Annotated in this window: 19 protein-coding genes; 9 read left to right on the top strand and 10 right to left on the bottom strand. The window is 40.8% G+C overall.

What is annotated here, in order from left to right; genetic code table 11:
* The first annotated feature begins 31 nt into the window (after positions 1–31).
* From AAG747_RS18445 to AAG747_RS18430, 4 genes are all read left to right on the top strand, one after another.
* Positions 32–1,576, top strand: a complete 1,545-nt coding sequence (locus AAG747_RS18445; protein ID WP_346822690.1) for a hypothetical protein — start codon at positions 32–34, stop codon at positions 1,574–1,576.
* Between the two features lie 205 nt (positions 1,577–1,781).
* Complete coding sequence (locus AAG747_RS18440; protein ID WP_346822689.1) at positions 1,782–4,073, top strand: hypothetical protein; 2,292 nt, start codon at positions 1,782–1,784, stop codon at positions 4,071–4,073.
* Positions 4,074–4,104: 31 nt separating this feature from the next.
* The gene (locus AAG747_RS18435; RefSeq protein ID WP_346822688.1) at positions 4,105–4,665 is read left to right on the top strand and encodes a YfiR family protein; all 561 of its coding nucleotides are present in this window, start codon (positions 4,105–4,107) and stop codon (positions 4,663–4,665) included.
* On the top strand, positions 4,655–6,631 hold the full coding sequence (locus AAG747_RS18430; RefSeq protein ID WP_346822687.1) for a hybrid sensor histidine kinase/response regulator: 1,977 nt from the start codon (positions 4,655–4,657) through the stop codon (positions 6,629–6,631). The genes AAG747_RS18435 and AAG747_RS18430 overlap by 11 nt, the downstream gene beginning before the upstream one ends.
* A gap of 17 nt (positions 6,632–6,648) precedes the next feature.
* On the opposite strand, the gene aroQ is transcribed toward AAG747_RS18430, so the two are convergent.
* Positions 6,649–7,074 (bottom strand): type II 3-dehydroquinate dehydratase, encoded by a 426-nt coding sequence (gene aroQ, locus AAG747_RS18425; protein ID WP_346822686.1) that lies wholly within the window; start codon positions 7,072–7,074, stop codon positions 6,649–6,651.
* Between the two features lie 246 nt (positions 7,075–7,320).
* Between aroQ and AAG747_RS18420 the strand changes: the two genes are divergently transcribed.
* The 4 genes from AAG747_RS18420 to AAG747_RS18405 all read left to right on the top strand — a co-directional run bounded on the left by AAG747_RS18420 (position 7,321) and on the right by AAG747_RS18405 (position 14,081).
* Positions 7,321–7,707 (top strand): carboxypeptidase regulatory-like domain-containing protein, encoded by a 387-nt coding sequence (locus tag AAG747_RS18420; RefSeq protein WP_346822685.1) that lies wholly within the window; start codon positions 7,321–7,323, stop codon positions 7,705–7,707.
* A gap of 171 nt (positions 7,708–7,878) precedes the next feature.
* Positions 7,879–8,709, top strand: a complete 831-nt coding sequence (locus AAG747_RS18415; RefSeq protein ID WP_346822684.1) for a hypothetical protein — start codon at positions 7,879–7,881, stop codon at positions 8,707–8,709.
* Between the two features lie 198 nt (positions 8,710–8,907).
* A complete protein-coding gene (locus tag AAG747_RS18410; protein WP_346822682.1) occupies positions 8,908–10,161 on the top strand; it encodes a CHASE2 domain-containing protein in 1,254 nt (417 codons plus the stop codon).
* 461 nt (positions 10,162–10,622) lie between these two features.
* Entirely contained in the window at positions 10,623–14,081 is a 3,459-nt protein-coding gene (locus AAG747_RS18405) for a two-component regulator propeller domain-containing protein (RefSeq protein ID WP_346822681.1), read from the top strand.
* Positions 14,082–14,187: 106 nt separating this feature from the next.
* Here AAG747_RS18405 and AAG747_RS18400 read toward each other — a convergent pair whose 3' ends face one another.
* The 8 genes from AAG747_RS18400 to AAG747_RS18365 form a co-directional block, all read right to left on the bottom strand.
* The gene (locus AAG747_RS18400; protein WP_346822680.1) at positions 14,188–14,823 is read right to left on the bottom strand and encodes an HmuY family protein; all 636 of its coding nucleotides are present in this window, start codon (positions 14,821–14,823) and stop codon (positions 14,188–14,190) included.
* 219 nt (positions 14,824–15,042) lie between these two features.
* On the bottom strand, positions 15,043–17,397 hold the full coding sequence (locus AAG747_RS18395) for a TonB-dependent receptor (RefSeq protein ID WP_346822679.1): 2,355 nt from the start codon (positions 17,395–17,397) through the stop codon (positions 15,043–15,045).
* Between the two features lie 199 nt (positions 17,398–17,596).
* A complete protein-coding gene (locus AAG747_RS18390) occupies positions 17,597–18,667 on the bottom strand; it encodes a hemin-degrading factor (protein ID WP_346822678.1) in 1,071 nt (356 codons plus the stop codon).
* A 49-nt stretch (positions 18,668–18,716) separates the two neighbouring features.
* The gene (locus AAG747_RS18385; RefSeq protein ID WP_346822677.1) at positions 18,717–19,544 is read right to left on the bottom strand and encodes a heme ABC transporter ATP-binding protein; all 828 of its coding nucleotides are present in this window, start codon (positions 19,542–19,544) and stop codon (positions 18,717–18,719) included.
* Between the two features lie 78 nt (positions 19,545–19,622).
* Positions 19,623–20,666 carry a FecCD family ABC transporter permease gene (locus AAG747_RS18380; RefSeq protein ID WP_346822676.1) on the bottom strand — a complete coding sequence of 348 codons (1,044 nt, stop codon included), beginning with the start codon at positions 20,664–20,666 and terminating at the stop codon, positions 19,623–19,625.
* 52 nt (positions 20,667–20,718) lie between these two features.
* On the bottom strand, positions 20,719–21,612 hold the full coding sequence (locus AAG747_RS18375) for a heme/hemin ABC transporter substrate-binding protein (protein WP_346822675.1): 894 nt from the start codon (positions 21,610–21,612) through the stop codon (positions 20,719–20,721).
* Positions 21,613–22,138: 526 nt separating this feature from the next.
* Positions 22,139–22,510, bottom strand: coding sequence for a hypothetical protein (locus AAG747_RS18370; RefSeq protein WP_346822674.1), 372 nt, complete (start codon positions 22,508–22,510; stop codon positions 22,139–22,141).
* A 74-nt stretch (positions 22,511–22,584) separates the two neighbouring features.
* Positions 22,585–23,241, bottom strand: coding sequence for a LuxR C-terminal-related transcriptional regulator (locus AAG747_RS18365; protein ID WP_346822673.1), 657 nt, complete (start codon positions 23,239–23,241; stop codon positions 22,585–22,587).
* A 360-nt stretch (positions 23,242–23,601) separates the two neighbouring features.
* Between AAG747_RS18365 and AAG747_RS18360 the strand changes: the two genes are divergently transcribed.
* On the top strand, positions 23,602–24,525 hold the full coding sequence (locus AAG747_RS18360; RefSeq protein ID WP_346822672.1) for a mechanosensitive ion channel family protein: 924 nt from the start codon (positions 23,602–23,604) through the stop codon (positions 24,523–24,525).
* A 78-nt stretch (positions 24,526–24,603) separates the two neighbouring features.
* On the opposite strand, the gene lysS is transcribed toward AAG747_RS18360, so the two are convergent.
* A complete protein-coding gene (gene lysS, locus AAG747_RS18355; RefSeq protein WP_346822671.1) occupies positions 24,604–26,355 on the bottom strand; it encodes a lysine--tRNA ligase in 1,752 nt (583 codons plus the stop codon).
* Between the last annotated feature and the right edge of the window lie 288 nt (positions 26,356–26,643).

Raw genomic sequence — 26,643 nt, 5'->3', positions numbered from 1 at the left:
TTTTCAAGATTCAATTAAAATTTTACTAGAAATGAAGTATTTCATTACACTGACACTCTCACTTTGCTTACTGGTAAACAATACCACTTTTGCGAGCCATCCCGCCAAATTCGACCAAGTTGATGATAAGAAAAAATATAAACAATACAGAGAAGAAGGGGATAAACACTACGAACAAGGAGATATGGTAAAGGCAAAAAAGGCCTACAAACTTGCTCTTGACAATAAACCGGGTGATAAGTATGCCACCAAGAAGTTGGAGGAATGTACTGCTTATATTGACAATGAATTTAGTCGCTTGATCAAAGAAGCCGATGCGGCTTACGAAAGCCAAAACCTTGTATTAGCCCAACAGAAATATCAACAAGCGTTAACATTTAAAGAAGGGCATTCGCATGCAAAAATGCGTTTGCAGCAATGTAAAATCACTCCGGGAAGTACTTTTGAACAACAATATGGTGGGCGTAGTTTCGATGAAGCCAAAGCGGTGATCAAAACGAAATCCGGCGGGTACTTAGTTGCAGGGCGATCTGCTTCCGCATCAGGTAATACAGATATGAACTTACTAAAACTGGATGACAAAGGCAGTTTGATATGGGACGAAAAATATGGTGACAGAGAATCAGAAGAAGCCTTTGACATATTAGAAACCAAAGATGGCGGTTTTATCGCCGTAGGTTACTCGGACTCCTATGGCAGTGGTCCGGATATTAAAGATATGTGGGTGGTAAAGGTAAACGCACAAGGCAAACAAGAATGGCAAAAAACATTTGGCACTGATACCAGTATTGACGAAGCAAAATCAATTGTAGAAGCCCACAACGGAGGTTACTTGATCGTTGGCACCACCTTGGATTTAAGTGCCGAGGTACCTGCCAGTGATATTCTGGTGTTAAAAATTGACGAAAGTGGCAATAAGCAATGGGATAAAAAATACGGTGGAAGAAGCAACGAACAAGGAAATGACGTTGTCAAAACAACCGATGGATATACTATCGTAGGCAATACGGAAACCTATGGAAAAGGGAAATGGGATATTTGGTTGTTAAACATTGACGAAAAGGGAAATAAGCGTTGGGATAATACCTTCGGAGGAGGCGATAATGAAATGGGAAATTCACTTCTCCTGACCGAAAATGGAAATTATATTATTGCCGGGTATACCTACTCTTTTGCAGTATCTAGCTTGGATGCTTGGGTCGTAAAAGCCAACTCCAAAGGGGATCAGATTTGGGCCAAAGCGTTTGGTGGCGTCAGTACGGACGAAGCCTTTCAGGTAATTCCCACAAAGGATGGCAATTATGCATTTGCCGGATACACGGAAGAATGGATTGATGATGGTGAGGGAGGAAATGCCAGTAAAAAAGGCCATAATATTTATTTAGTAAAAATTAATCCTAAAGGTGACAGAATTTGGGAACGTTCGCTGGGAAGTGAAAAAGAGCAAAGAGGATTCGCCCTTGTGGAAGCCAATGACGGTGGTTTTGTGATTGCCGGGTATACCAAATCCATTGCAAAAAAAGGAGTGGATATGTATATCATCAAAACCAGTGCTTCCGGCTTATTAGCTCCCTAAAAACTTTTTTTCGAGAAAAAAGAATAGGATTTATTTTAGAATTTGTATCATTTGAAACACATAAAAAACGAGCCGGAACATTCCGGCTCGTTTTTAGTTTTAATAGCAATAAGTTTTTTTTCCGAATCCATTTAATTTCCCTTTTTTTTAACTTATTTTGAAATTAACAATAAACCAAATTAATCGTCCCGGCAACTATACATACATGCTTCTTCAGATTTCACAAAAATACAGTTGCATTCTCATCATTTTGTTAACCTGCACTTCCTTGGTGTTTGGTCAACAAGTTGATTCCAAGCTTCAACGTGAAATTCTGCGTGCGGATTCTCTTTTGAAACAAAAAGATTTTAACCTCGCCAGTGAAGCTTACCAGACTTTAAGCCAACGCCTACCCAACGAACCCATTTACCCTTATAAATCCGCTTTGTGTTACTTCTATTCAAAAAGATATTATACACAAGCAATCGAGATTTTTGAAAACTTACTAAAAAAATACCCGGAAGAGAAGCTCCCTACCGAACTTCATTATTACTTGGGTTGCGCATATCATTTTAGGGCCAACCAATACAGAGAAAATCCCAACGCGAAGGAAAATGATTTTTTATTGGCGATTCAGCAATTTATTACTTATAACGAGTTGATGGACAATAAGCCTGGTAAAATCGCTGATTTGGAAAAGAAAATCAAAGCATGTGAAAATGCATTAAAAGCATCCCAAACGCCCAACACTGCTTTGGACTTAAAACTCCTCCCCTTTCCCTATAATTCTTCTTTTGACGATTATGCCCCGGTATTTTCCAACGATGGTTCCTCTTTGTTTTTCACTTCTGACCGGCTAGAAGACAGCTTTCACTCGGTATTGGGAGATGATTATCTGGTCATTCCGGATTCCCTTAAGAATAAAGCACAACTCTTGTATGAAATGCAAAAGGGCGATCAGCCCAAAGAATGGTTCGGACCTTTTAAAACAGGGATCGAAGACAAAGTCATTCAAGCCTTGGACTTAACCCGGGACGGTAAACAATTATTGATATACAAAGGTACCGACCAAGAAACAGGGGATTTATATGTTGTCCAACTGAAACGCAATAAGTGGAGCAGTTCCCCTCATAAACTGCCTGCTCCTATCAATTCTCAACATATTGAAAAAGGAGGATGCTTTGCTTCTGACGGCAAGGTGATTTTTTTTGCCAGCAATCGGCCCGGAGGTTATGGAGGCTTTGACCTTTATAAATCCTACCAAACGGGCAGGGACTCTTGGTCTGAACCTATTAACCTGGGTCCTGTAGTCAACAGCCCGGACGATGAAGTCAACCCTACCATGCATACTGACAACAAAACCTTGTATTTCAGTTCAAACTCTTCGAAGTCGATTGGGGGGTTTGATATTTTCAGAACAAAAGAATCAGGAGCCGGATGGACAGAGCCGGAAAACTTAGGCTTCCCTCTCAACAGCACTTTTGACGATGATTACTTTGTGCAATCACCGGACAAGTCAGTCTCATTTTTGGCTTCTAACCGAGTAACCAAAGACAACCTCGGCTTAGGGGGATATGACCTTATCAGTATCCATTACCAACGGCAACCTGTAGCCATGGCAATGGTAAAAGGAAATATGGTAGCCAAGTTAAACCATACCACCTTACCATTGGAACTGGAAGTGATCGATGCTCAATCTAACGAACAGCAATCCTATGTATTCAACCCTGATACGCTGAGCGGGCGCTATTTTATGTTGGTTCAACCTGGCAGAAGTTACTCCATGGACATAAGACTAGGCCATAGTCTTCTAAGAAACTTACAAATCAATATTCCTGAAAATACCTATATGTATGAATTAAACCAGGAATTCAACATACAACAAAGGGAATTGCATGGAACCATGATCGGTAAGGTAGAGGTAGGCAAATCGAATTTTTCCATCATTCAACTTGATAAATCCGGTGATCAACTCAGTGCCCACCAGCGATATGATGGCCTGGAAGAATTGATACAATACATCATTGAACGCACTGACAGTACAGTTCTTTCCAAAATTTCCGGTTTGGAAAAAGATATTTTCAAGCCCAGTTCTTCTACACAAAAAGACCCTGAAACCTATTACAACCGGATGTTTGATTTGTTGGACAAATATTTTGAAGATCCTGAAAGGTATCCCATCTCTAAGCTGGAAGAACCTTTAAGTGGCAATACCAGTCCTTATATCATGCTGGATCCTCAACCTATCCGGACAACCGTACAATTTGAAAAACAATCCAATCAATTGAATGATGAATCAATACGAGCTTTAACAAAGATTACAGATTTTGTAAAAGTCCTACCCAAATTGAAAGTAGAGATTTTGCATGTTAATGCGACTAACCAACCACTCAATTCACAACGGGTACAAAGCATTAAACAGTGGCTTTTGCAACAAGGCATTATAGGTAAAGAACTTATTCTGACGGAATTGAAAGATGTACCCGTAGGGTACTTTGAAGTAGTCTTTCATTTCTAAAATATTACAATCTAATTAACTAAACCAAATATTGACTTCTAACGCAAAAAATATCATCGTTTGCTTATTGCTCCTCTTTGGGGTGCAGTGTATGCATGCAGAAAAAGCCCATGCACAGTACACCGAATATGAGATTAAAGCGGGGTTAATTTTCAGCTTTGCCAAATATATTAAATGGCCTGACCGAGCTTTTGACAGCGACAACAGTATTCGCCTGGGCATACTGGGAGAAGACCCCTTTGGCTCTATCATAGACCGTGCGCTTAAAAACCGGAGCATCAATGGTCGCAGGTTTGAAGTAAAACGGGGGGCAGACATTCGCGAGCTAAAAAATTGTCATATCATTTTTGTGGGCCGCTCCAAACAAGAAGACACTTCAACAATATTACAAGCCATCTACCGGCAACGGTATGCTTTTGTGCTCACCATTGGAGATGATATTGATAATTTCTGTAAATACGGGGGAATTATCAATATCCGAAAAGGATATGAGTTTAACATTAATTTCGAATCGGCTAATAACGCCGATTTAGTAGTAGGAGCCAAATTACTGGATTTAGCTAAGGAGATTGTTTCAAGCAATGTGGAATAAAATAAAAGACCTCACGATTAAAAGAAAGCTGATCACGATCACAATGGTGATCAGTACTTTCTCATTGTTATTCGCTTTCTCAATTTTTTTCATCTACGATTTTATTACTTACCGGCAACGCCTTATTCAAGAACAAGAGCAGTTGGCCCGTCTGATTGGTAAAAACAATACCATCACCGTAGAGATGAATGCCCCCAAATCTGCTCAAAACGAACTCTACGAGCTTCTTTACAGGGATGAAAATATTCTTTACGGATGCATTTTTGACCGACAAGATCAACTCTTTGCCTTCTTTGACCGGCAATTGATCAACCAAGTTCTTCCCGAAGGAGGAGATATTATCGAATTCATTGTCAACGATTCTCTGGATGTTTCCGAAAGCCAGTTCACTCCCCTTTACAAAGAAGAAGATGTGGTGCTCAATATCTGGCAAGACTACCTGGATATTTACGTACCGATCAAAGACGAAAACCAAGAAGTGCTGGTCACGGTATTTATCCGGTCGGACCTGCAACAACTCTACGACCGTTATGTCAAATACAGTGTGGTATTCGTCTCTATTTTTGGAATTAGCTTTTTTGTTTCGCTTGCCTTTTCTTCTTACTTGCAAAAATTAATCTCAAAGCCGATTGTAGAATTGGAAAAACAAACCAAGGAAATTTCCAATAACCAACGGAAAACGGTAAGCATTCAGCATACCGGAGCCGATGAGATTGGTAAGTTGGTGGATGCCTACAACGATATGCTGTACTTGATTGCGGAAAAAAATGACAAATTGATCAAAGCCAAAAACCAAGCGGAAAGCTCGGCCAAAGCCAAACAACAGTTTTTGGCAAATATGAGTCATGAAATTCGGACCCCTATGAACGGAATCATCGGGGTAGCTGATTTGCTAATGAACACAGAACTGGATGAGAAACAGCAAAATTTTTTACGAATCATCCGCTCTTCCGCTGATCATTTATTAGTTATTATCAACGACATTCTGGACCTGTCTAAAATCGAATCCGGCAAACTGGTATTTGAAGACCGGAAAATAGTTTTAAAAACCTTGATCGATACGGTCATCGCCAGCTGCCAGCCTAAAATCACTCAGAAAAAACTAGAGACCCAAACATCCATAGATGCCTCATTGCCAGAGACCTTTATCGGTGATACTGTCCGGCTAAACCAGATATTACTTAATTTATTCAGTAATGCGGTGAAATTTACCATCAAAGGCAGCATCACCATAGGGGCTACTCTCTTGAAGGAAGATGAAAAAAATGTATGGATCCGCTTTTATGTAAAAGATTCGGGGATTGGCATTCCTAAAGAAAAACAAGAAAGTATTTTTAGCATTTTTACTCAAGCCACCAGCGAAACCACCCGGAAGTTTGGCGGAACGGGATTGGGACTTTCCATTTCCAAACAACTGGTTGAAATGCAGGGAGGCCGTTTATACCTGAAAAGTGAAGTGGGGCAAGGCAGCACTTTCTCTTTTGAAATCAAATTCAAAAAAGATATCGACCAAAATAAAACTATCGAACTGACCAACCCGGCAAATATTCCCATCATCGAAGAAGAAAAACCGGAATGGGATGGGAAAAAGAACATTCTGTTGGCCGAAGACAATGAGGTAAATCAACTGCTGGTCGAAACGTTACTGGACGATTGGAATTATCATGTGGATGTGGCGGAAAACGGTCAAATCGCCATTGATAAACTCAAGGCCAAACATTACGACTTGGTATTGATGGACGTACATATGCCCGAACTGGATGGCTATGATGCGACAAAAGCCATCCGTACACAACTTGACAAACCCAAATCGAAAATTCCCATCATCGCCATGACCGCTTCCGCTTTACAAGGAGAGGCCGATCGCTGTATTCAAGCCGGAATGGATGATTATATTTCCAAACCCTTTGATAAAAACGTACTTTATGAGAAGATCACCCGGTTGATTCACCAACAAGATTATTAACCTTTAAACCGGTAAACCTACAGCTCGATCAGGTATTCTACCGCCAGTTCGTACCCCTTCAATCCCAAACCAATGATGCTTCCCACGCAGCTTTTAGCCATATAGCTAATGTGCCGGAAAGTTTCCCGTTTGGCCACATTTGATATATGTACCTCTACCACCGGGCTTTTTACTGCCGAAATGGCATCGGCAATGGCGATGGAAGTATGGGTATATGCCCCCGCATTCATCACAATACCGTCTATTTCAAACCCCACTTCGTGGATTTTGTCCACTAAAGCTCCTTCCGAATTCGACTGGAAATACCGGAACGTTACCTCGGGATATTTTTTCTCTAATGAAGCATAATACTCTTCAAATGTAGTACTTCCGTAAATATCGGGCTCTCTCTTCCCCAAAAGGTTTAAATTCGGGCCATTCAAAATTAAAATTTCCTTTTTCATTTTTTTCAATTAAAGCGGGTACTTTAAATAGTAAGTCTGTATTATAAGCTATTCCCTTCATCAGGCACTTACTCCATTCAGCCAAATCTGAAATTTTGTCAAAACTAAAAAAAGCCTCTCAGATAATGAGCAATCCATAAAAGATTCCATCATTTCCTATGAATTTTCCTGGATAACTTAACTATAATTACATGGAAATTGCTATAGATTTGTAGCATTCATTTAAACTTAAATATCCTTATCATTATGATCAAACAATTAAAATTAGTCGCTGTGTTAACGGGATTATTGTTTCTGTTGGGTAGTTTCCAAAAAGACGGGATATTGCCAACCAATTTGCAAGTGACGGTAGTAGACGATGCCGGTAATATTCAAATAGGGGCTTCCGTAAAGTTATATAAAACCGAAGAAGATTATAAAAACGATAAAAACGCAATCAAAGCTCAAAGCAAAACCAATAAAAAAGGGAGAGTCATTTTTAAAAAATTAGATACCAAGGTGTATTGGGTACGGGCTCAAAAAGGAGATCTGACCAATGATGATCACGGTATCAAAACCAGTAAACTTGAAAAAGGCAGGTTGAACCGGATAAACATTGTCTTATCGGGGCTTTCGATTGCTCCAATCAGATAAAAGAACCAAACCGGGCAGCACCCGGTTTTTTCTCCCCCCTTCTTTGTTCGCATTCCGGTGTTGTTTTCTCTCTTTTAGGATAAAAGAGAATAATTTCCTTCCTTTAGTATAAACATTCAGCGGGTTTATCCGTACAACTCCAATATATTAACAAACAGATGAGGAATTAGAATGAAACGTTTGCTTCTCTTATTAGCATGTCTGACAATTAGCAGTGCTATCTACGCCCAATATTATGTGATCCACGTCCGTGGAAAAATCCAGCTAAAAAAAGCCTCTGTCTCCATCAAGGTGGGTGACCGCTTGCAAAGCACCGATGAGTTGACCTTTTCACAACCCAATGCCTTTGCAGTGGTGATGAGCAAAGAACAAGGCCGCATGGTGCTAAAAGCACAACCTGATGAAGATAATTTTGAAGGAGAATTCATTGCTTTGGTGAAAAACGCCATTATTCCCATGAAAAAAAACCTTCAAATGAGCTCACGGGCTGTTAACATTACCAAAGTATCGGATTTTAACAAGTATTTTGGAAATGATCGTTTTGCGATCCTGGGCGATGAGTTCCGGATAGACGTTGACCCGGATGCCTATGAGGTTTCTCAGGAACGGATGTTTGTATACCGGTATGAACACGAAGGCCGAGCAATCAACAAACCCTTAAAAATTCAAAACGCAACCCTGGTTTTTAATAAGAAAAAATTATACAAATCAAAAGGAAAAACCATTGACCCTAATGAAATAGAGAAAGTAGATCTTTATTATTTTGATCAAAAAGCCAGTGTATCGAACAAGTTGGCAACTTTCAAACCTGTATTTGTAGAAGAAAATATCCTGATTAAAGAATTGAAATCATTGAGTAATTTTCTCACCGAACACAACGTAATGCAAGGGCAAGAACTGAAAGACGAGTTGTTCAGCTTTATTTCCGATATCTACGGAAAAACCGACCCTTACTTCTTTAATCTTTGGGTCGAAAAAAATGAAGTGATCACACAAAATTAACCCTTGGTATTTGATAGTTTTTCCTCCGGACAGCATTAACTTTATGCTGTCTTTTTTTTGAAAAAACTTACCCCAAGCCAAATAACCGAACCTGAATATACGGTAAAAAGCTGCTCTAACTTTACTTAGGGCAGGAGAAAAATACATAGATTTCCACCTATGGAGTTAATGCCTTTATTTACCTAATACTTTCAAACCGTGAACCAGCTTATTGGAAAAAATTCCAAAGCAATCTACCGCTTAGCCGCCTCCGTAGTACATGCGATCATTTTGATGATTGTCACTTTGGTGTATTTGGCGCTTCCCTTTTCCTTAGACGATGAATTGATTTTAATTGAACTCTCATCCGCAGTCAAAAAATCATTTTTCAGAGAAGGGGAAAAACCGCCTCGTGACCGGTTTTTATTTATCGATATCAGTTGGGAAAAGCAACTCATTGACAAAACCGATTCACTGGGAATTCCTATCGGCAAAATAGATATTACTGACCGTGAATCCTTGGGTAAACTGGTACATACCTTCAACCAAAATCCCAATTATGAATTTGTCATCATAGATATACAGTTTTATTTACCTTCCTCGAAGGACTCACTTTTGGCTCATGAATTGAAAAAACTCCAAAAAGGCTTAGTCTCTTACCATAAAGACAAAAAAGATGCTCCCAAATACCCTATTTTTAAAGCGCCTCTGGGTCTTTCGGATATGGAAGGGCAAATCAAGGACAATATGGACGACATTGTGTTGAAGTATCACCTGATACAAGGTGATTCTTTGAAAACCACCCCTTTGCTAATGTTTGAACAATTGTATAATACCAAACTTAAAAAGGGCTTGTTATACGATCAGCTAAAAGGGGAAACAATTTTTAATTCGTATATCCTTGACTTTTATATCAACAGTATTGACCTATTTAAAAAGAAAGCGTATAATCACGTATACTTACAAGAGCTTCTCTATTTGTCTCCCGAAGAAATTCACGATTACACCAATGACAGGATTGTGATTGTCGGGGATTTTGAAAATAAAGACATTCACAAAACCATACAGGGAGAAATGCCCGGCCCTCTGATTCTGTTAAATGCCTTCCTCTCTTTGGAAAAAGGGCAAAATATTTTATCCCCTTGGTGGGTATTGACTATCCTACTCTTTTATATCTTGATTTCCTACAAGTGCATTACTTATAAAGATCCGGTTACCCGTTATCTGGAAAAGAAATTTAAGAAATACAACTTTGTGGTGGAATTTGCCGCTGATGTCAGTTTTTATTTGATATATTTTGGTTTGGTGTCTCTGCTCTCTTTTGCTTTGTTTAACATTCATCTGACCATTTTAATCATGGCATTCTATATGCACTTTTTAGAGGCTGGAATTAATTTGTTAGCGGAGAATAAAGAAAAGAAGAAAAAAGCAAAATTGGCCCTTCAAACACAAGCCGAAGAAGCAAAAAAGTAATTTAGAAAAAATTTAATTTGGTCGTAGCCCGGAAATTCCGGGCTTTTTTTTTGTTCGTAGTCCAGTTTCCTATTAAATTAATACAATCTTAAAATGGCTTTGTATTTTTCTCAAAGTCGAAAGTGCATTCGTTAACAATGAGTCAGGTGGCTATATGTAGTACTGAAAGATTCGACTCATTACTCCTGATTCTCAAAAAAAGTTATGACATAACCTCTCCTTTTTACATTCAACCTATGTGAAGGTTTGCGTTGTGGGGCTATTCAAACGTACTCTTTTGAAATGCAATCATTCTTAAACCGGACCCGGTGTAGAGTGAATTTAACAGGCACAGCATAACACAAACTATCTATCTCAATTTCAGCAAGGTAAACAACTTCAGCTTTTAGATTGATTTAGGTTTCCAATCATCAACCTAATTAGAATTGACTGTTATATTTCCATAAATAACCCAACAATGCATGTGGAAAATTTTTCGCATACTGATTTTCATGAACCTTATTCCCTTATGGGGAATTTCACAGAAAACTACGTTAAATTTTGACTACTATGATAACAAAGCGGGCCTCTCCCACAACCATGTTTATGCCATTAGCCAAGACCAACAAGGGTATATGTGGTTTGGCACTCCCAATGGGCTAAATAAATTTGACGGCTATACCATCAGTACGTATTACCACTCCCCAAACGATAGTAATTCACTGAGTAATAACACAGTACGAAACCTCCTCAGCGTAGAGGATGAACTTTGGATCGGTACCCCCTCGGGAATCACCGTCTATCACACCGCTACGGAATCTATGAAAAGACTGCCCCGGGGCGCCCTCTCTCACCAACTATGGGGCAATCAGGTCAGTAAAATGGTGCAGGATGGAAAAGGGAATATTTGGGTAGGCTATTTTGGAGATGGCATAGAAGTCGTCTCGGCCTCCAAAAAAATAAAGCTGAAAACGTATAATGTCGCTGGAAAACAAGGCCGACAATTAAAAAGTAATACCATTACCGATTTGGTATTCCTACCCGATTCCAGTCTCTTGGTAGGAACTTTTGACGGTCTGGAAGTCATTGACCAATTCGGAAAAGTACTTCTCCCCGAAGACGTGGCCGAATTTTATCCTTGGGTAAGTCAGGTTCATCAGTCTGTCTCTTGCCTTTATTATTCATCACATGATACTGTGCTTTGGATCGGAACGGAAGAAAACGGTCTATACAAAATCAACTTAAACCAACATACGCTCTATAATTACCACAAAGGCAACAGTGCGCTTCATTTTAATTACATCACCTCTTTAAAAGCCGACCGGCAACACAACCTGTGGATAGGGAGTGAAGCCCTGTATTTGTACAATTCACAAAGTAACCGCTTCACTGTTTACAGTAGAGAAGGGATACCGGATGCCTTTACACAAAGGGATCCGGTTTATGCCATTTACGAAGACCGGGACAACAATGTCTGGCTGGGAAGAATGAAAAGTGGTGTGGCACAACATAGTCCCAACAAAACAAACATCTCGCATTTTCATCGTGATCAAGGGCTGCATAGCCTTCATACCAATAAAATCCTCTCCTTCGAACAAGATCATAAAAAACGCATTTGGATCGGTTCGGATGGCAAAGGGCTGTATCGCTTCGACCGGAAAGAGGCTAAATTCGAACAAGTGAACGCTACCTTCAATAAGCTTAAAGCAGAGGTCATCAAATGCATTTACGAAGATGATGAGGGCTATTTATGGATGGGAACCTGGAACGAAGGCTTGCTTTGTTACCACCCCGATAAAAAAGAATATGTACAATATACCGCAGCAAACAGTGACCTGAAAAGCTTGCATATATGGGATATTCAACCCGACCAAAAAGGAAACCTTTGGTTGGGAACCTTGAGAGATGGCATATGCTACTTTGACAGAAAGGCCCAAACCTTTACCTACTTTCAAAACAAGCCCACAAATCCCCAATCACTTGCAAATAATGATATACTATGCCTATTGGTCGATTCAAAAAATACGCTGTGGGTGGGAACTTCCAACGGAATTGATATTCTGGACGATGAGCAGGAGGGGATTTTTTCCCATATACACCAAAACAGCCCTCCGCCTTACCGGGTTTCTAACAACAGTATCATATGTATGATCGAAGACAGCTATGGAAGGGTTTGGGCCGGGACACAGGGAGGTGGTATCAATGTACTGGATTCAACTTACCGCCTCATAAAAGTGATCAATGAAGAAGTAGGTTTACACAGCGATGCCATCATGGGCTTACAATTCGACCATCACGGAAACCTATGGGCAAGCTCTTTTAACGGGATTGCAAAAATAGACACCATGCACGGTCAAATCACAGAAATCCCACAGTTTGCCGGCTTACAGGGCAAAGAATTTCTTCCTAGGTCTTCCTTTTGCCTGGATAACGGCTCCTTGCTATTCGGTGGAGCAAATGGCTTGAATCTACTAAACCCGGATAGTCTTCAAATACAAGCGATACCTTTACAGGTTACCTTTACCAATCTCAAAATATTTAATCAAAAGATATTTCCTAACACGCTGTATGATCAAAGGGAACTGCTTTCTCAAAGTCTGGCTTCTACCCAACAACTTCATTTATCGTACAAGGATTACTCTTTCACGGTGGAATTCTCTCCCCTCACCTATAATTTTCAAAACAATGTAAAATTCGCCTACTATTTGGAAAATTTAGATTCCGGATGGCAATATACCAGTTCGGAAAGGCGCTATGTCCATTACAGTAATTTAAGCCCCGGCACCTATACTTTAAAGGTAAAAGCCACCTTGGATACTAAACATTGGCCGGAACATGCCAGCACCTTAAAAATCGTAATTTCTCCTCCCTTCACCCAAACCTGGTGGTTCAAAGCCTGCATGGCCTTCTCTGCGATTCTTTTGGTTTATACCTTGATCAAAATCAGAACAAGCTACCTTAAACAACAAAAAGACAAGCTGGAGACGGAAATTGTCAAAAGAACACACGAATTGCGCTCTTCCAACCATGAATTAGTAGAGAAGCATAAAGAGATCAAAGCTCAAAATGAAGAGATCCAGACACTATTGGATGAAGTGGCTATGCAAAGAGACAAGATTGACCTGAAAAATCAAGCCTTGGAAACCGCACAAACAGAGCTAAAGGAAATGAATAATGATTTGGAATTGATGATTAAAGAAAGAACTTCCAAATTAAACCATACACTCAAGGAGTTGGAAACTTTCTTATATCGAGCTTCTCATGACCTGCGAGGCCCCATTTCTACCATGTTGGGCATTTTGAAACTTGCGCATCTGGAAAACGATGCCAATAAATTACATTTATACATTACTCATTTTGAAAATACATCCCTTAACCTGGAAAGAACGCTGCAAAAACTTCTTACCATTTATAGTTTGCAAAAGAACTTGATTAAAACCGAAAAAATCTCTCAAGAAAAAGTGGAAGACATCTTACAAAGCCTCACGTACTCGCTCCCTGGGTTTCAAAAAGAATACTTCCATGTAAACTTTCCCTCCCACTTTCAGATAATTACCGATATACAATTGCTTAAAGTGATTTTATCCAACCTGCTGGAAAATGCATTTTGTTATAACCAACACAGCGTGAATAAAAATGTAGAGGTTAACTTCATCCTAGAACACGAACATTACAAAATTGAAATTAAAGATTACGGGGCCGGGATCAAAAACGAGATAAAAGACAAAATATTCGATATGTTTTACCGGGGAAATGTACATTCCAAAGGCAATGGTTTGGGCTTATATTTGGCGCGCAAAGCAGTGCAAAAGCTTCATGGAGAAATAGATGTTGATTCAAAACCGGAAGAATATACTTGTTTTAAAATTTCTCTACCCCGCAACGAATTTTCAACTTCCGATAAGGAAAACAGTAGCCAGAACTTGAATTTGAACTATTAAAATAGGGACCGGAGAAAAACACATTCACCGATCCCAGAAACTAACCCATATCTTGGATGGCCTCATGATACATGAAGCATGTATATTCTTTTGTACAAAAACCTTATTAAAAATTACGGCTTCCGTCAGTTTGCAGTACATAATTAAAGGTATAATACCTGCCCTCACGCTTTTCAGGGTCCGCAAATTCCTCGGTTGAAGTATCCGGGTTCCCTTTGTAATAGCTGATAATTTCTACTTTGGCATATTTACCATCACCGGTTTTTAAAACAATCACCCTTCCTACAATGGGTAATATCGCATGAATAGGAGGCTCTCCACCGGTATACTTGTACCAACCATTGCCGGAGCCTGCCGGAATCGCAAGCACCTCTTCCCCATCCTGGGTATACCCTTCGGCAGGTGCTTCCTCCACTTCGTCAAACAACTCCCCTTCCAATATCAATGCAGCGCCTTCTCCCGGTCCGCTGGCTCCTCCATTCACCAATATTTTAGTACCGGAAAATGCCAAATCCCATTGCTTGGAATTGGCCGCTGATTCGTTCACTATTTCGCCTGTACGTAAACTATAATAGGTGAATTTCGGAGTTCCGCCCTCTTCTAAATTAGCCGGAATATCTTTGGCTGCTTTTACTTCCAAATCCGGTTGAGGCGTATCCGTGTTCTTATCATCATCTTTATCACAAGCAAACGATGCCAGGCTCATTAATACTACACACACTGCTGAATTAAGAAATTTCATCTTTGTTATCATTTGGAATTTAAAATTGAATTAGAAATTATATATGCCTCCCTCTTCAAAACTTAGAAATGTAAGAGGAAACCAATCGTGGTTTTTGAGTAATTTTGAAAATCAAAATCATAGACTTGCCAGTTTCACCTGTAAAAAAGCGAATGACAATCCTGTTTTTTAATAAGAGTATTCGAAAATCTTCTCAGAAAAGGAAGCGCTAATCCTCAACTATTTTTTCTCTTTTGAGAAGTTGAAAGCAAGTCCTGCATACCATATTCTTCCCGGAATGCTGGCCCCTTCAGTCCTTTCAAGGTCCAAAGCATTTTGAACTCCGGCATCCACGGTCAAATTCTTCCAAAGGGTTTTGTTTACTGAAATATGAAACATCCAATACCCGTCCGCATATTCGCTATCTTGATCGAGCAAGCCGCTTTGATCCATATCCCGCCAGCCATACCGCCCTCTGTAAATCCCCCGGACGGACAATCCGTACAGGTACCGGGAGTTTCGATAACTCAACTTAATATTTCCTGAGTGCCTCGAACGGTTAAACAAACCTTCGTATTCCTCTTTTTTTACCCGTTCGTTTTTCCCTGTAGCTTGATTCTTTCTGATGACTTTTCCAGCCTTGAGGTTTTCCCAATCCTCCAAATCCCTGGTGTCCAAATAATTGTATCCCGCACCTATTTCCATTCCTTTCACGGGGAGAGCATACGTTGCCCTGATTTCTATCCCTTGAGTTCTTACCTTGTTCCGGTTGATATAGGTATACACATATTGTTGATTGGTTTTCCGGGCAATGGCTACTGTTTCAATTAAATCATGGATATCATTTCTAAAAAAATTCGTATTCAGCTTCAGAGCAGATATAGGGTTGAGTGCAAAACCAACATTGTACCCCATGGAATTTTCGGCTTTGATTTCATAATCTTCAGCAAGAGGCAATAATATGTCGCTTTCTATCACCTGTTTTTCGGCAATCAGTCTATCCAGCCCTTCTTTTACCAATGTAGAACCCAAGACGGTATATCCTACGGTGGGATTGGTAAAGTTTAGCATCAACTGTCTGAAATCGGGAGCTTTATAAGCCCCGCCTATAGAACTTTGCAAACTCAACCAATCAAAAGGCTTCCAAAGAGCCGCCAATTTCGGGCTGATCCGGTCGGCATAATGGCTATGGGCATCAAAACGGAAGCCGGCAGTCAGGTTAAAACGTTTATGGGGAATCCATTGGTGTTGGGCAAAACCAAACCAAGTGTTGAAATGGTCGGTTTCCGAATAGCGGTCTGCATCCAGTTTTTCCAACGTATATCCGGCTCCAACAGTACTGATTTGCCGGTCATTAAAATACACATCGTACTTTAATTCCGACCGGCTTAACCATTGCGTAAATTCATCGGTACTATATGCGGACCCATCTTCCCGGTGAAAAATCTCAGACAAGGTTTTATAGCGGGTTGTATAATTCTTTAATGTGAAGAGATGTTTGTCTTCCAATTGCCAGGTTAACTTGCTCGTCAAATTACCTTCTTTCAATTGGCTTTCTTCATCCAACAATTGCATTCGTTCATTTATTTCTACCTCAGAGGTATTTTCTTGCTTTTCATGATAAAACCTGCCTGACAGCTCCAAATTGATATTTTCAGCAAATCGATAACGCAACTTGGGCTGCACGGTATGACTGGTATAAGGAGGAGCGGTTTGAGATACTGTGGAAGGGTCCAGATCAAAGCCCTCGGAAGAATTCCGGTTTACAAACAAGCTTGCCCCCAGGCGTTTCGTCCGAAGCCCCCCTTCTAAGTTGAGGTCCAATTTTTGAAAACTACGGTACTGTCCTTTAGCAGTTCCCCAAATGCCTTGGTGATCTTTTTGACCTTGAGTAATAATATTAATCACTCCGCCCATTGCTTCACTACCGTACAGCGCAGAAGAAGGCCCCTTTAGTACTTCTATGCGTTCTATATTTCCGACCGACAGACGGTCCAAATCCAGCGTTCCTCCACTCCTTCCGATCAAAGGCTCTCCATCCAAAAGAATCAAGGTATAGTCGGCATCGAGTCCCTGCACCTGGATCCCTGTTCCATGGTCCTGAATCAATTGCAAACCGGTTTGTTCTGCCAAGACATCGGTCAAACGCATAGCCCCTATTTGACGGATTTGAGAGGCATTGACCACTTGTAAAGGCACGGGAACCTCGTCGGCCAAGCGGGCTGTCCGGGTAGCAGTGACTACTACCTGTTCCAACTGCGTACTGTTTTCCTTTAAGGCGATGGTCAGCTCCTTGTTTTTCCCGGCTTCTATCAGCACTTCCTTTCGTACACGTTGGTACCCTATGGCTGAAACTTCCAGTTGATATAAACCAGCCGTTATTCCGGAGAAAGCAAAAGCTCCTTGGTCGTCTGTTACACTTCCTTGGGTGGTTCCTAATAGCAGCACATGGCTGCCAGGCACAGGTTTTCCTTGAGCATTGTATACCCGGCCTGACAGCACTGACAGTTGCTGAGCGTGTAAAGTATGGATAGTGAAGTTTACTCCCAAACACAGCATGAGGATCACCACATGTTTGAATGGATAATTGTTCATAATCGAAAGCATTAACTTGAGCTGTACCGGAACCGGCTAATACACTCTTGGTTTGATTTCAGACTGTACCGTTTGTTTGTTTATTAAAAAGGGAGCTTATGTGTGTAACAACATTGGGCTGGAAACTTTATCACTCATTTTGGTAATTTTATCACCACATAAGTCTCCCTTTGACGGATGCTTTATTCGTATACAATACCTATGGCTGAAGTTGGTCTACGAGTTCAACCCATTCCTTCAATTCCGGATTTCCAGGTTTGCGTAAACCGAAAAACTGCGCGATCAACACTTTGTTATCATCGTATATTTCCACGGAAGTAACCACTCCGTCTTCCGTAGGTTTTTTCACCACCCAAACAGAGGCGATATGATCTTCACGCAAATGCATGTTAAATGTGGGGTCCAATACATTCAACCATACGGCACTTTCTCTTTCGATCACCCGGATCGTTCTGACGATATCCTGATGAATCTGGATATTTCCACGGTTACCGGTAAAGATCATGATGGGAAGCTTCTGGCCGGAAGCCCTTTGTAAGAGCTGCCTTACCGACGCTTTTGGCAACTGAAACGTAAAGTGCCCTTCCGCCAGATGCATCGCATCGTAACGGTGTACTTTGTATTTTCGCAACATTCCGAAAAACGCGTGTGTATCTTTCAAGTTTTTCCAATCTTCCAAGAAGGCTTCTTGGTCGATTTCTTCGGCATAAATTTCCTCCGGATAGGGAGTTACTTCCTGTAATTTGCCTTGATCGGGAGAAGAGAAGTCCCGGATCAGCGTTTCATAAGCTTCCCAATGGCTATCTTCTTGAAGGTATATTTTAGTAATGGCTTCACCTGCATGGTCAAAAATTTGTACACTATGCAAGGTCCGGTTTCGCTTTTCCATTTTTACGGCAAACCCCACAAACCAAGACTTAAAAAACATACGGCTTTCAATCGGACCGAGTACCGTAGCCATGGCCCTGCTCCCTTCTCCAAAAGTACTGACTTCGTCAAAAGTACCCTTGTGTTCCAAAATACAACTTTCATTCCGGGTAAGTGACATTACGGGACCCAGCTCTGGCAAACGCTTGACAAATTCCGGCCAATTGCCCGTCAATCGAATGCAATCCTCTCCGGCCCTGGTAGCCAACAGCTCCAACTCACTGACATTCAGCTCCTGTGCCGCATTCCGTATCCGAGTTTCGGGCTTTGCTTTCTGAATCTCTTCCCAAGCTTTTATTAAAGAATTAACTCTGGTATTCTGTTCAAATGTTGCTGTACTCATGAGATTATTTATATATTTTTTTACTCTTACACTATTCAATCTTTTGCGATCAATCTTTGAAAACGGCTTTTTCCCTCTCTGTACTTGTTGCCTTAACCGGCTTCGGTTCTGACAAAATGATGGGGCTTCTGTATCCCTCCGGATCGTACACCACCCTTACCGGATGTTGGTAAGCCTTTTCTATATTCTTTTGCGTCAATACTTCTTCTGTTGTCCCTAAGGTCAGCAACTTACCCTTCATAAGCAAAGCCGCTTCATCGGCATACTGTAACGCAATATTCAAATCATGTACAATCACAATCACTCCGATTTGTTGTTGAGTAAGTTCTTTTACAAACCCAAAGATCAAATGCTGACAGGCCATATCCAAACTGGAAGAGGGTTCGTCTAGCAACAAAAACTTATCCGTTTCCGAAGGTTGACTGATTTGTAAAGCTACCCGGGCTAATTGAACCCTTTGTTGCTCTCCACCGGATAAGGTAGTAATTACCCGGTCTTTCAAATGATCTACTTCCAGGTCCTGCATGATTTTCCGGGCTTTCACAGTCAAGTCTCCCTGTGACATTTTCCACGAAAACCCTCCCATCTTTACAACTTCCAAAGCGGTATAAGGAAAGGCTACTTGAGAGTGCTGTGGCAATACGGCCCGCATACCGGCTAATTGTGCCGGAGGAATCTTCTCAATTGGCAACTGGTTAAGTACAACGCGTCCCTTCTTAACCTTTGCTTCCCCTGAAAGCAACTTCAATAAGGTAGACTTCCCGGCACCATTTGGCCCTAAAATCGCAAATACTTTTCCCGGTTTTATTTCCAAACTCAAGTCTGAAAGTAACACCTTATGACCAACAGTATGTTTTTGTACGGTTATTTGATACATTTCAAATAGTTAAACATCAGGAATTGCAGGAACGGAATCACAAATTCGAAACCGATATGACTCGACCTTTATACTCTCTTAAACCAAGCGTTTTTGATTGACATTCATTAATAGCCAGAGAAAAAAAGGCCCTCCGATACAAGCCGTAACAATCCCAATGGGGATTTCGGAGGGCGCTACCACTGTGCGGGCAAATAAGTCCGCTAAATTGAGTAACAAAGCGCCTGTTATCATAGATCCTGGCAGAATAAGTTGGTGATTGGGACCGAAAGTGACCCGCAAAATATGAGGGACTACCAAGCCGACAAATCCGATCATTCCTGCTACGGCCACCGAGGCCCCAATGGATAAAGCACTCAGTCCGATGATGACATATTTCACCTTTTCTACAGAGACTCCCAGGTGCCAGGCTTCCGCTTCGCCCAAAGCCAGTGCATTCAAGGGTTTATAAAAGAAAACTAAAAACAGAGCGGGCACACATACCAAAGGAATCGATAAACCCGCTTTGCTCCACGATGCCCCGCCCAGATCGCCCATACTCCAGAAAGTATAGCTTCTCAAGGCCTGGTCATCGGCAAAGTACAAGGCCAAACCAATACTGGCTCCTAAAATCGCATTGATCGCCACGCCTGACAAAATCAATAATGTAACTTGCGTCTTACCATTTCGCCGACTCAATCGGTATACAAGCAGTGTGGTAATTAAGCCACCGACAAAGGCAACCAATGGCTGTAGGTTATTTTTCCATTGCTCAAAGATTTCCGCTGGCAATAAACTGCCAAAGACGATTAACAATACGGCCATCAATGCTGCTCCGCTGGACACTCCTATCAAACCAGGCTCCACCAAAGGATTGCGAAACAAACCTTGCATGGCTGCTCCGCTGATCCCTAAGCCCCCCCCAATTGCTACTGAGAACAGAATGCGAGGGAAGCGGATATCCATCAAAACTCTCGCCTGTTGATCTGAAAAGTCCATCCAGGAAACATCCAAAAGCTTTTGTAAAAAAACACTCACGACTTGTCCGCTACTAATGTCTACCGCACCTACAGAAAGTGACCACAAAACGCTCAACCCCAATAGTCCGGACAAAGCCAACAGTATCAATGTAGTTTTATTCATAAATTCTTCTTCTCACAATAGGTCGCCTCAAAGGCAACCTCACAATCAACCTTTATTGAGCTTGGGGGTGAATCAATTCACTTAATTCCAAGACTGCTTGCACTACCCTGGGACCAAAGCCGGATAAATATTGTCCTTCCATAGCGATAATATTCTTTTGCTTCCCGGCCGTAGTTTCTGCCACCCCGGTAATTTTCAGGGCACCTTCTACCCCACCCAGGCTTTCCAAGCCCGAATCAAAAAACAAAAGAAAATCCGGATTGGCTTCGATCAAGGCTTCGGAAGTTAAGGGTTTGAACTGCTCAATATCCCGAATGGCCGGAGTGCCCCCTGCCAAGCGGATCATCTCATCAGCAAAAGTACCTTTTCCGGCAATATTCATCGTTCCTGCCCCTCTGGCATAGACAAATATGACACTGGGTTTTGTTGCTACGCCTTGCAGTTTTTCCGTTACTTTTTGCCAGTCGGCTTCCAGGCTTTGTACCAAGTTCGTTCCTTCCTCCTTCAAGTTCAAACTTTCTGCCACTTCATGGATCAACTTCTTGGTACCGTCAAGGGTTAATTCGTTTTTGAATACTTTTACAGTAATTCCGGCATCCTCCAATTGAGTTTTTAAATCCGGATTCATACTGGTTTCGTCCGCCAATACCATGTTGGCCCCGGTAGAAACAACTCCTTCGGCTTTGATATTCGTCCGGTACCCCACCGAAGGCAACTGTTGAAGAGCAGCTGGATAAGTACTCGTCCGGTCAGTAGCTACAATCCACTCTTGCTTGCCTAATGCACAAACAATTTCTGAAACAGTACCTCCAATTGTCACGAGTTTATGCAGTACCTTTTCATCGTTTTGTTTCTGATTTTCTACGGTTTCGGCCGATTGTTTCGGCCCACAGGCATAAACTGCGCAAGCCATAAGTAATATGAAGAGGGTTTTGATCTTAAGCATATCTGTTATTTAGAATGATTTTAAATTACTACAAAGGTATAGGTCGCCTTTCTCCTTGTCAATCGCTAGACCAAGCGTATTTACCTTTCCTTTACTAGGGAATAGCGTATACTATTTATAGGTATACATCACTACTATTAGGTATATATAATTTAGCATTTACGCAAAAGGCCATACTTCAATACCGCTTACCCTCCTTGCTTTCACCAAGTATTGCCGTTTTGATGGGAAGTAGAACCGAGTATTTTCTTTTATTTCAATTTATTCTGAAACTTCAATTTTAAAAATGCTAAATTTCTAATCCACCTCCCCCCCTGTATCGCTCCGTTTAAATAAACCATAAAGGAGTCTAGTTACAGGATGAAAATGATAAGTGATTGAAAAACCTTGTTCAATACGAAAGAGATTTGATCGGAAATAGTAAGAAGAGCCTTCCGGGATCGGCCTTCCGGGAACGATCATTCACGATTTGATTGGGGACAGACAAACGATAGGAGAACCTCAATATGACAAGTCCAATTAGCCCCTATTTTTTTCTTTTATATTTCTCTACGGTCAATACTAACATACCGATACCGAATCCGGAGGGAATCACCAATACGGTAGTAGCTACGGCATACCATAAATTACCATGGCCGGACATTCTCCAAATAAACCAGGCATCAACGAGAAGCAAAGCAGCCCATAGCCAAGCGACCAATGGCCATTTCGGGGAATTCAAAGGACCCAATGCCCACATGATTGCCGAAAGAATGGCAATACCCAACCAGAATGCATAGACTCTGGCGGTCCATGAAAAAAAGTCAATCGTATCTGTTTTCCATCCCCAAACAATTAAACTGATACTGACAATATAAAAAAGAAATTTGAGCAACGTTTTTCCTTGAGAAGCCGGCATGGATATAAGCTTATTGGGTGGCACATAGTCATTCTGCCAACAAACTTACAAGTTAATCGTCAAAACGTGCTATGCTAAGATTTGCTATTGGGGGTGATTAAGCCCATTTCTATCGCTTTTACGACCAATTCCACCGGAGATTTTACTTTGAGTTTTTTGAGAATATTCTTGCGGTGGGAATTAATGGTATGAAAACTCAAACACAGAACATCGGCGATTTCCTGAGTGGATTTGCCTTTGGCAATCAAGCGAATGACTTGCATCTCGCGAGCACTGAATTGATGCATACTTTTTTCTTCTTTTGCAACCCGTTCCTCCATTAAAAACTCCAACACTCTTTGGCAGTAGAACTTTTTATCATCCATAACGGAGCAGATTGCTTGAAGCACCTCTTCACTGGAACAATCTTTTGTTAGAAAGCCTATAACACCTATTTTCAGTGCTTTAAGGATATTTTCTTTGGACTTATCCGCAGTGATGATCAAAATTTGAACTGCCGGAAACGTCCCTTTAATTTGTTGTAAATCCTCTACTTGTAGATTTCGCACATTCAGATAATCAATGATCAATAAGTCGGGCTGAGCCGTTTCTAACACTTGCCATAAATCCTTTTGAGTGCCAACTGTGCTAATCAATTGATACTGTTTTTGATGGGAAAAGAGGTATTTAATCCCATTCGATATAAGATCTTGAGTATCCGCTAGTATGATGGTAGTGCTGGAAATTGGCATACTATATATTTATTTAGACTTATTTTAAATAATGACAAAAATGAGATACATTCTTCAAATTAGCAAATACTCTTCTGGTTGTTTAAGCCATTTTATGAGGATATCATCGAGTTTTATACTACCCCGTATACTACTCTCACGAACAACAACTACTTGACTATCAATTTATAAATGGCTTTTTCATTAGAGGTTAATGTCAAAAACAGTATTTTTAAAACATAATTTACATCCAATACCCTTTAAGAGTATGTTTAAATTTTCACAAAAAAGATACATCACGATCACATAGTGCATAAGATAATCCCGAATTGATGTAGATTGCAGCTTCTTTTGTTAGGTTTCTCAAATATTCAATTATTCATGAAGGAAATTTTGGAGTTAGGAAAAAAAATTGTTGAAGAAAAAATAGTAAACTGGCTGGTAGGGTTTATTGACTTATTGCCCAACCTTCTGATTGCCACCTTTGTCATTGTTGTTACGTTGCAAATAGCCAAACTGCTAAAAAAAGCCTCTCTTTCCCTCTTCGAAAAATTTATTGATAATGTCACCATTCGCAGGTTGTTCTCTATCCTGTTGTACTATTTTGTCGTTATAGAAGGGATCCTTATCACACTCAATATTCTGAATCTGGATGAAACGGTCACATCCCTTTTGGCCGGTGCCGGCATCATCGGATTGGGGCTTAGCTTCGCCTTTCAAAATATCGCCACTAATATTATTTCGGGAATTATCATTGCGGTGGAGCGTCCATTGAGGGTAGGTGATTTAATTGAGATCAACGAGTATATGGGGGTTGTAAAGCAAATTGACTTACGGGTGGTGCATCTCAAGACTTTTGACGGGCAAATCGTTTTGATTCCATCCAAAGAAATCATCGAAAATCCTTTTACTAATTTCCACTCTACTCCCGGCCGCAAAGTGAAATTGGAAGTGGGAGTTTCTTATGCCGAAAACCTGGAGTTCGTACAAAATGTGGTCAGGAATACCTTAATGGATTTGCCTTATATTACTTATAAAGATGATATGTTGATCAACTACACCACTTTTAATGAAAGTTCCATTGATTTTGAAGTTTATTTTTGGATCAACTCCAACCACCAGGCAGATTACCTAATGGCAAAAAACAAAGCGATTATAGAAATTAAAAAAGCTTTTGACCAAAACGATATCAGTATTCCATGGCCGATCCGGACGATCGATTTTAATATCAAAGGAGGTAAAGCGCTTTCCGAGCAAATCAATCACCCATTCAAAAACCAAGCGGATCAAAACAGCAAGATGTAACTCTCAGGAACTTTCAAGATAGAAAAAGGGGGAAAGACCTGAATCCTTTCCCCCTTCCCCCTGTTTTTCAACTAATTTTTACTCTTCTTCTACTTTCGCTGTTACCCAAGCTTCCACTTCTTCTTTCGAAGGGTTTTTCACCTCTTTTAACTTCATCTTCTTTCGCATTCCACATACATCATTGAACAGCTTACTTGGAATGGCCTCTTGTAGCGCTTCAATGGTATATAAACCTAATTTCTGCAAAATAGGGACTAACTCTTCCCGTACACCTAGTTTTTTGTAGTCTTCCAAGGTGGCTATTTCCGGTTGCTTCTCCGGTTTCATCTGTGGGAAAAACAAAACGTCTTGAATGGACGGTTGATTGGTCATGATCATCGAAAGACGGTCAATACCGATTCCTAATCCGGCTGTTGGAGGCATTCCGTACTCCAAGGCTCTTAAGAAATCTTCGTCCAAGACCATCGCTTCGTCATCGCCTCTCTTACCCAACTCCAATTGCTCTTCAAACCGTTTGCGTTGATCGATGGGATCATTCAACTCGGAGAATGAGTTACAAATTTCTTTTCCGTTACAGATCGCTTCAAACCGTTCTACCAAACCCGGTTTGTCACGGTGCTTTTTCGCCAATGGACTCATCTCTACCGGATAGTCCGTAATAAAGGTAGGTTGTATCAAATAAGGTTCACATTTTTCACCGAAAATTTCATCGATCAGTTTGCCTTTGCCCATCGTATCATCCACCTTCACATCCAGTTTTTTAGCAGTATCCACCAAGGTCGGTTCATCCATTTCCGAAATATCAATTCCGGTAAACTCCTCAATAGCCTCAAACATGGTATAGCGTTTCCAAGGTCGTTGGAAGTCGATGATGTTCTCCCCTACTTGCACTTTGGTGTCACCGTGTAATTCCAAGGCGATCTTCTCTACCAATTCTTCCACCAAATCCATCATCCACTCATAGTCTTTATAGGCTACGTACAGTTCAATTTGCGTAAACTCCGGATTATGAAAACGGCTCATTCCCTCATTTCTAAAGTCTTTTGAAAACTCGTACACCCCATCATACCCCCCGACAATCAGTCTTTTCAAATACAGTTCATTGGCAATACGCATGTACAATGTCATGTCCAAGGTATTGTGATGTGTTTTGAAAGGACGGGCTGCCGCTCCTCCGTAAAGAGGTTGCAATATGGGCGTTTCTACTTCCAGGTACCCTTTATCGTTCAGATGATTGCGCATGACATTCATCAACTTAGTGCGTTTGATAAACACCTCTCTGACTTCAGGGTTTACTATCAAATCCACATAGCGTTGGCGATAACGCATTTCCGAATCCTGAAAGGCATCATGTACGGTTTCTTTGCCCTCTTCGTCTGTAGTCGTTTTTACAATAGGGAGAGGTTTCAAGGATTTTGACAAGAGTTTTAACTCTTTTACATGAATAGTAATTTCCCCCATTTGGGTGGTAAATACATATCCCTTAATCCCGATGATATCCCCGATATCCATCAGTTTTTTGAATACTGTGTTGTAAAGAGTTTTGTCCTCTTCCGGGCATATTTCATCCCGGTTCACATAAATTTGAATACGGCCCGAAGCGTCTTGGATCTCCGCAAAAGAAGCCTTTCCCTGCACCCGTTTAATCATTAAACGACCGGCAATCGAAATATCCTTATAGTGAGTTTTAAACCTGGGATAGTTGGTTAAAATATCTTTGGTGGTAACATTTACCTCAAAGGACTCGGCAGGATAGGGCTCTACCCCTAATTTCATTAATTCTTGCCTTTTTTCCCTTCTTTGAATCTCTTGTTCACTAAGTATTTGCATCGTATTCAGTATTCAATTTGGATTTATACAAAACCCTTATGGTTCACATATGCCATATTACACAGCAATGGCAAAATTAGTTAAGAAATTAAGATTTCGAAATCTTAATTTCCGATTTGTAAGCCGGAACGGAAAAAGATTGTTTTTTTTGACTTTCGCAGAGAGTAAGAGGTACATACTGTAGAGGGTATATCCACGGTTATGATTTCGCATAAAGACCCCAATATTTTTTGCCCAAGCGAAAAGCACAACCCATTAGTTATCAACATACTTATCAACATATCAACA

The sequence above is a fragment of the Rapidithrix thailandica genome (assembly GCF_039710355.1).
GTDB lineage: Bacteria > Bacteroidota > Bacteroidia > Cytophagales > Flammeovirgaceae > Rapidithrix > Rapidithrix thailandica.
The sequence above is the reverse complement of the archived record's forward strand: the minus strand, read 5'-3'. Positions and strand labels throughout refer to the sequence as shown.

What these genes read in the sequence shown, in the direction of transcription:
- AAG747_RS18445 (WP_346822690.1), top strand. Translation starts at nt 32, where the DNA reads ATGAAGTATTTCATTACACTGACACTCTCACTTTGCTTACTGGTAAAC.
- AAG747_RS18440 (WP_346822689.1), top strand. Translation starts at nt 1,782, where the DNA reads ATGCTTCTTCAGATTTCACAAAAATACAGTTGCATTCTCATCATTTTG.
- AAG747_RS18430 (WP_346822687.1), top strand. Translation starts at nt 4,655, where the DNA reads ATGTGGAATAAAATAAAAGACCTCACGATTAAAAGAAAGCTGATCACG.
- aroQ (WP_346822686.1), bottom strand. Translation starts at nt 7,074, where the DNA reads ATGAAAAAGGAAATTTTAATTTTGAATGGCCCGAATTTAAACCTTTTG.
- AAG747_RS18420 (WP_346822685.1), top strand. Translation starts at nt 7,321, where the DNA reads ATGATCAAACAATTAAAATTAGTCGCTGTGTTAACGGGATTATTGTTT.
- AAG747_RS18415 (WP_346822684.1), top strand. Translation starts at nt 7,879, where the DNA reads ATGAAACGTTTGCTTCTCTTATTAGCATGTCTGACAATTAGCAGTGCT.
- AAG747_RS18405 (WP_346822681.1), top strand. Translation starts at nt 10,623, where the DNA reads ATGTGGAAAATTTTTCGCATACTGATTTTCATGAACCTTATTCCCTTA.
- AAG747_RS18400 (WP_346822680.1), bottom strand. Translation starts at nt 14,823, where the DNA reads ATGAAATTTCTTAATTCAGCAGTGTGTGTAGTATTAATGAGCCTGGCA.
- AAG747_RS18395 (WP_346822679.1), bottom strand. Translation starts at nt 17,397, where the DNA reads ATGAACAATTATCCATTCAAACATGTGGTGATCCTCATGCTGTGTTTG.
- AAG747_RS18390 (WP_346822678.1), bottom strand. Translation starts at nt 18,667, where the DNA reads ATGAGTACAGCAACATTTGAACAGAATACCAGAGTTAATTCTTTAATA.
- AAG747_RS18385 (WP_346822677.1), bottom strand. Translation starts at nt 19,544, where the DNA reads ATGTATCAAATAACCGTACAAAAACATACTGTTGGTCATAAGGTGTTA.
- AAG747_RS18380 (WP_346822676.1), bottom strand. Translation starts at nt 20,666, where the DNA reads ATGAATAAAACTACATTGATACTGTTGGCTTTGTCCGGACTATTGGGG.
- AAG747_RS18375 (WP_346822675.1), bottom strand. Translation starts at nt 21,612, where the DNA reads ATGCTTAAGATCAAAACCCTCTTCATATTACTTATGGCTTGCGCAGTT.
- AAG747_RS18370 (WP_346822674.1), bottom strand. Translation starts at nt 22,510, where the DNA reads ATGCCGGCTTCTCAAGGAAAAACGTTGCTCAAATTTCTTTTTTATATT.
- AAG747_RS18365 (WP_346822673.1), bottom strand. Translation starts at nt 23,241, where the DNA reads ATGCCAATTTCCAGCACTACCATCATACTAGCGGATACTCAAGATCTT.
- AAG747_RS18360 (WP_346822672.1), top strand. Translation starts at nt 23,602, where the DNA reads ATGAAGGAAATTTTGGAGTTAGGAAAAAAAATTGTTGAAGAAAAAATA.
- lysS (WP_346822671.1), bottom strand. Translation starts at nt 26,355, where the DNA reads ATGCAAATACTTAGTGAACAAGAGATTCAAAGAAGGGAAAAAAGGCAA.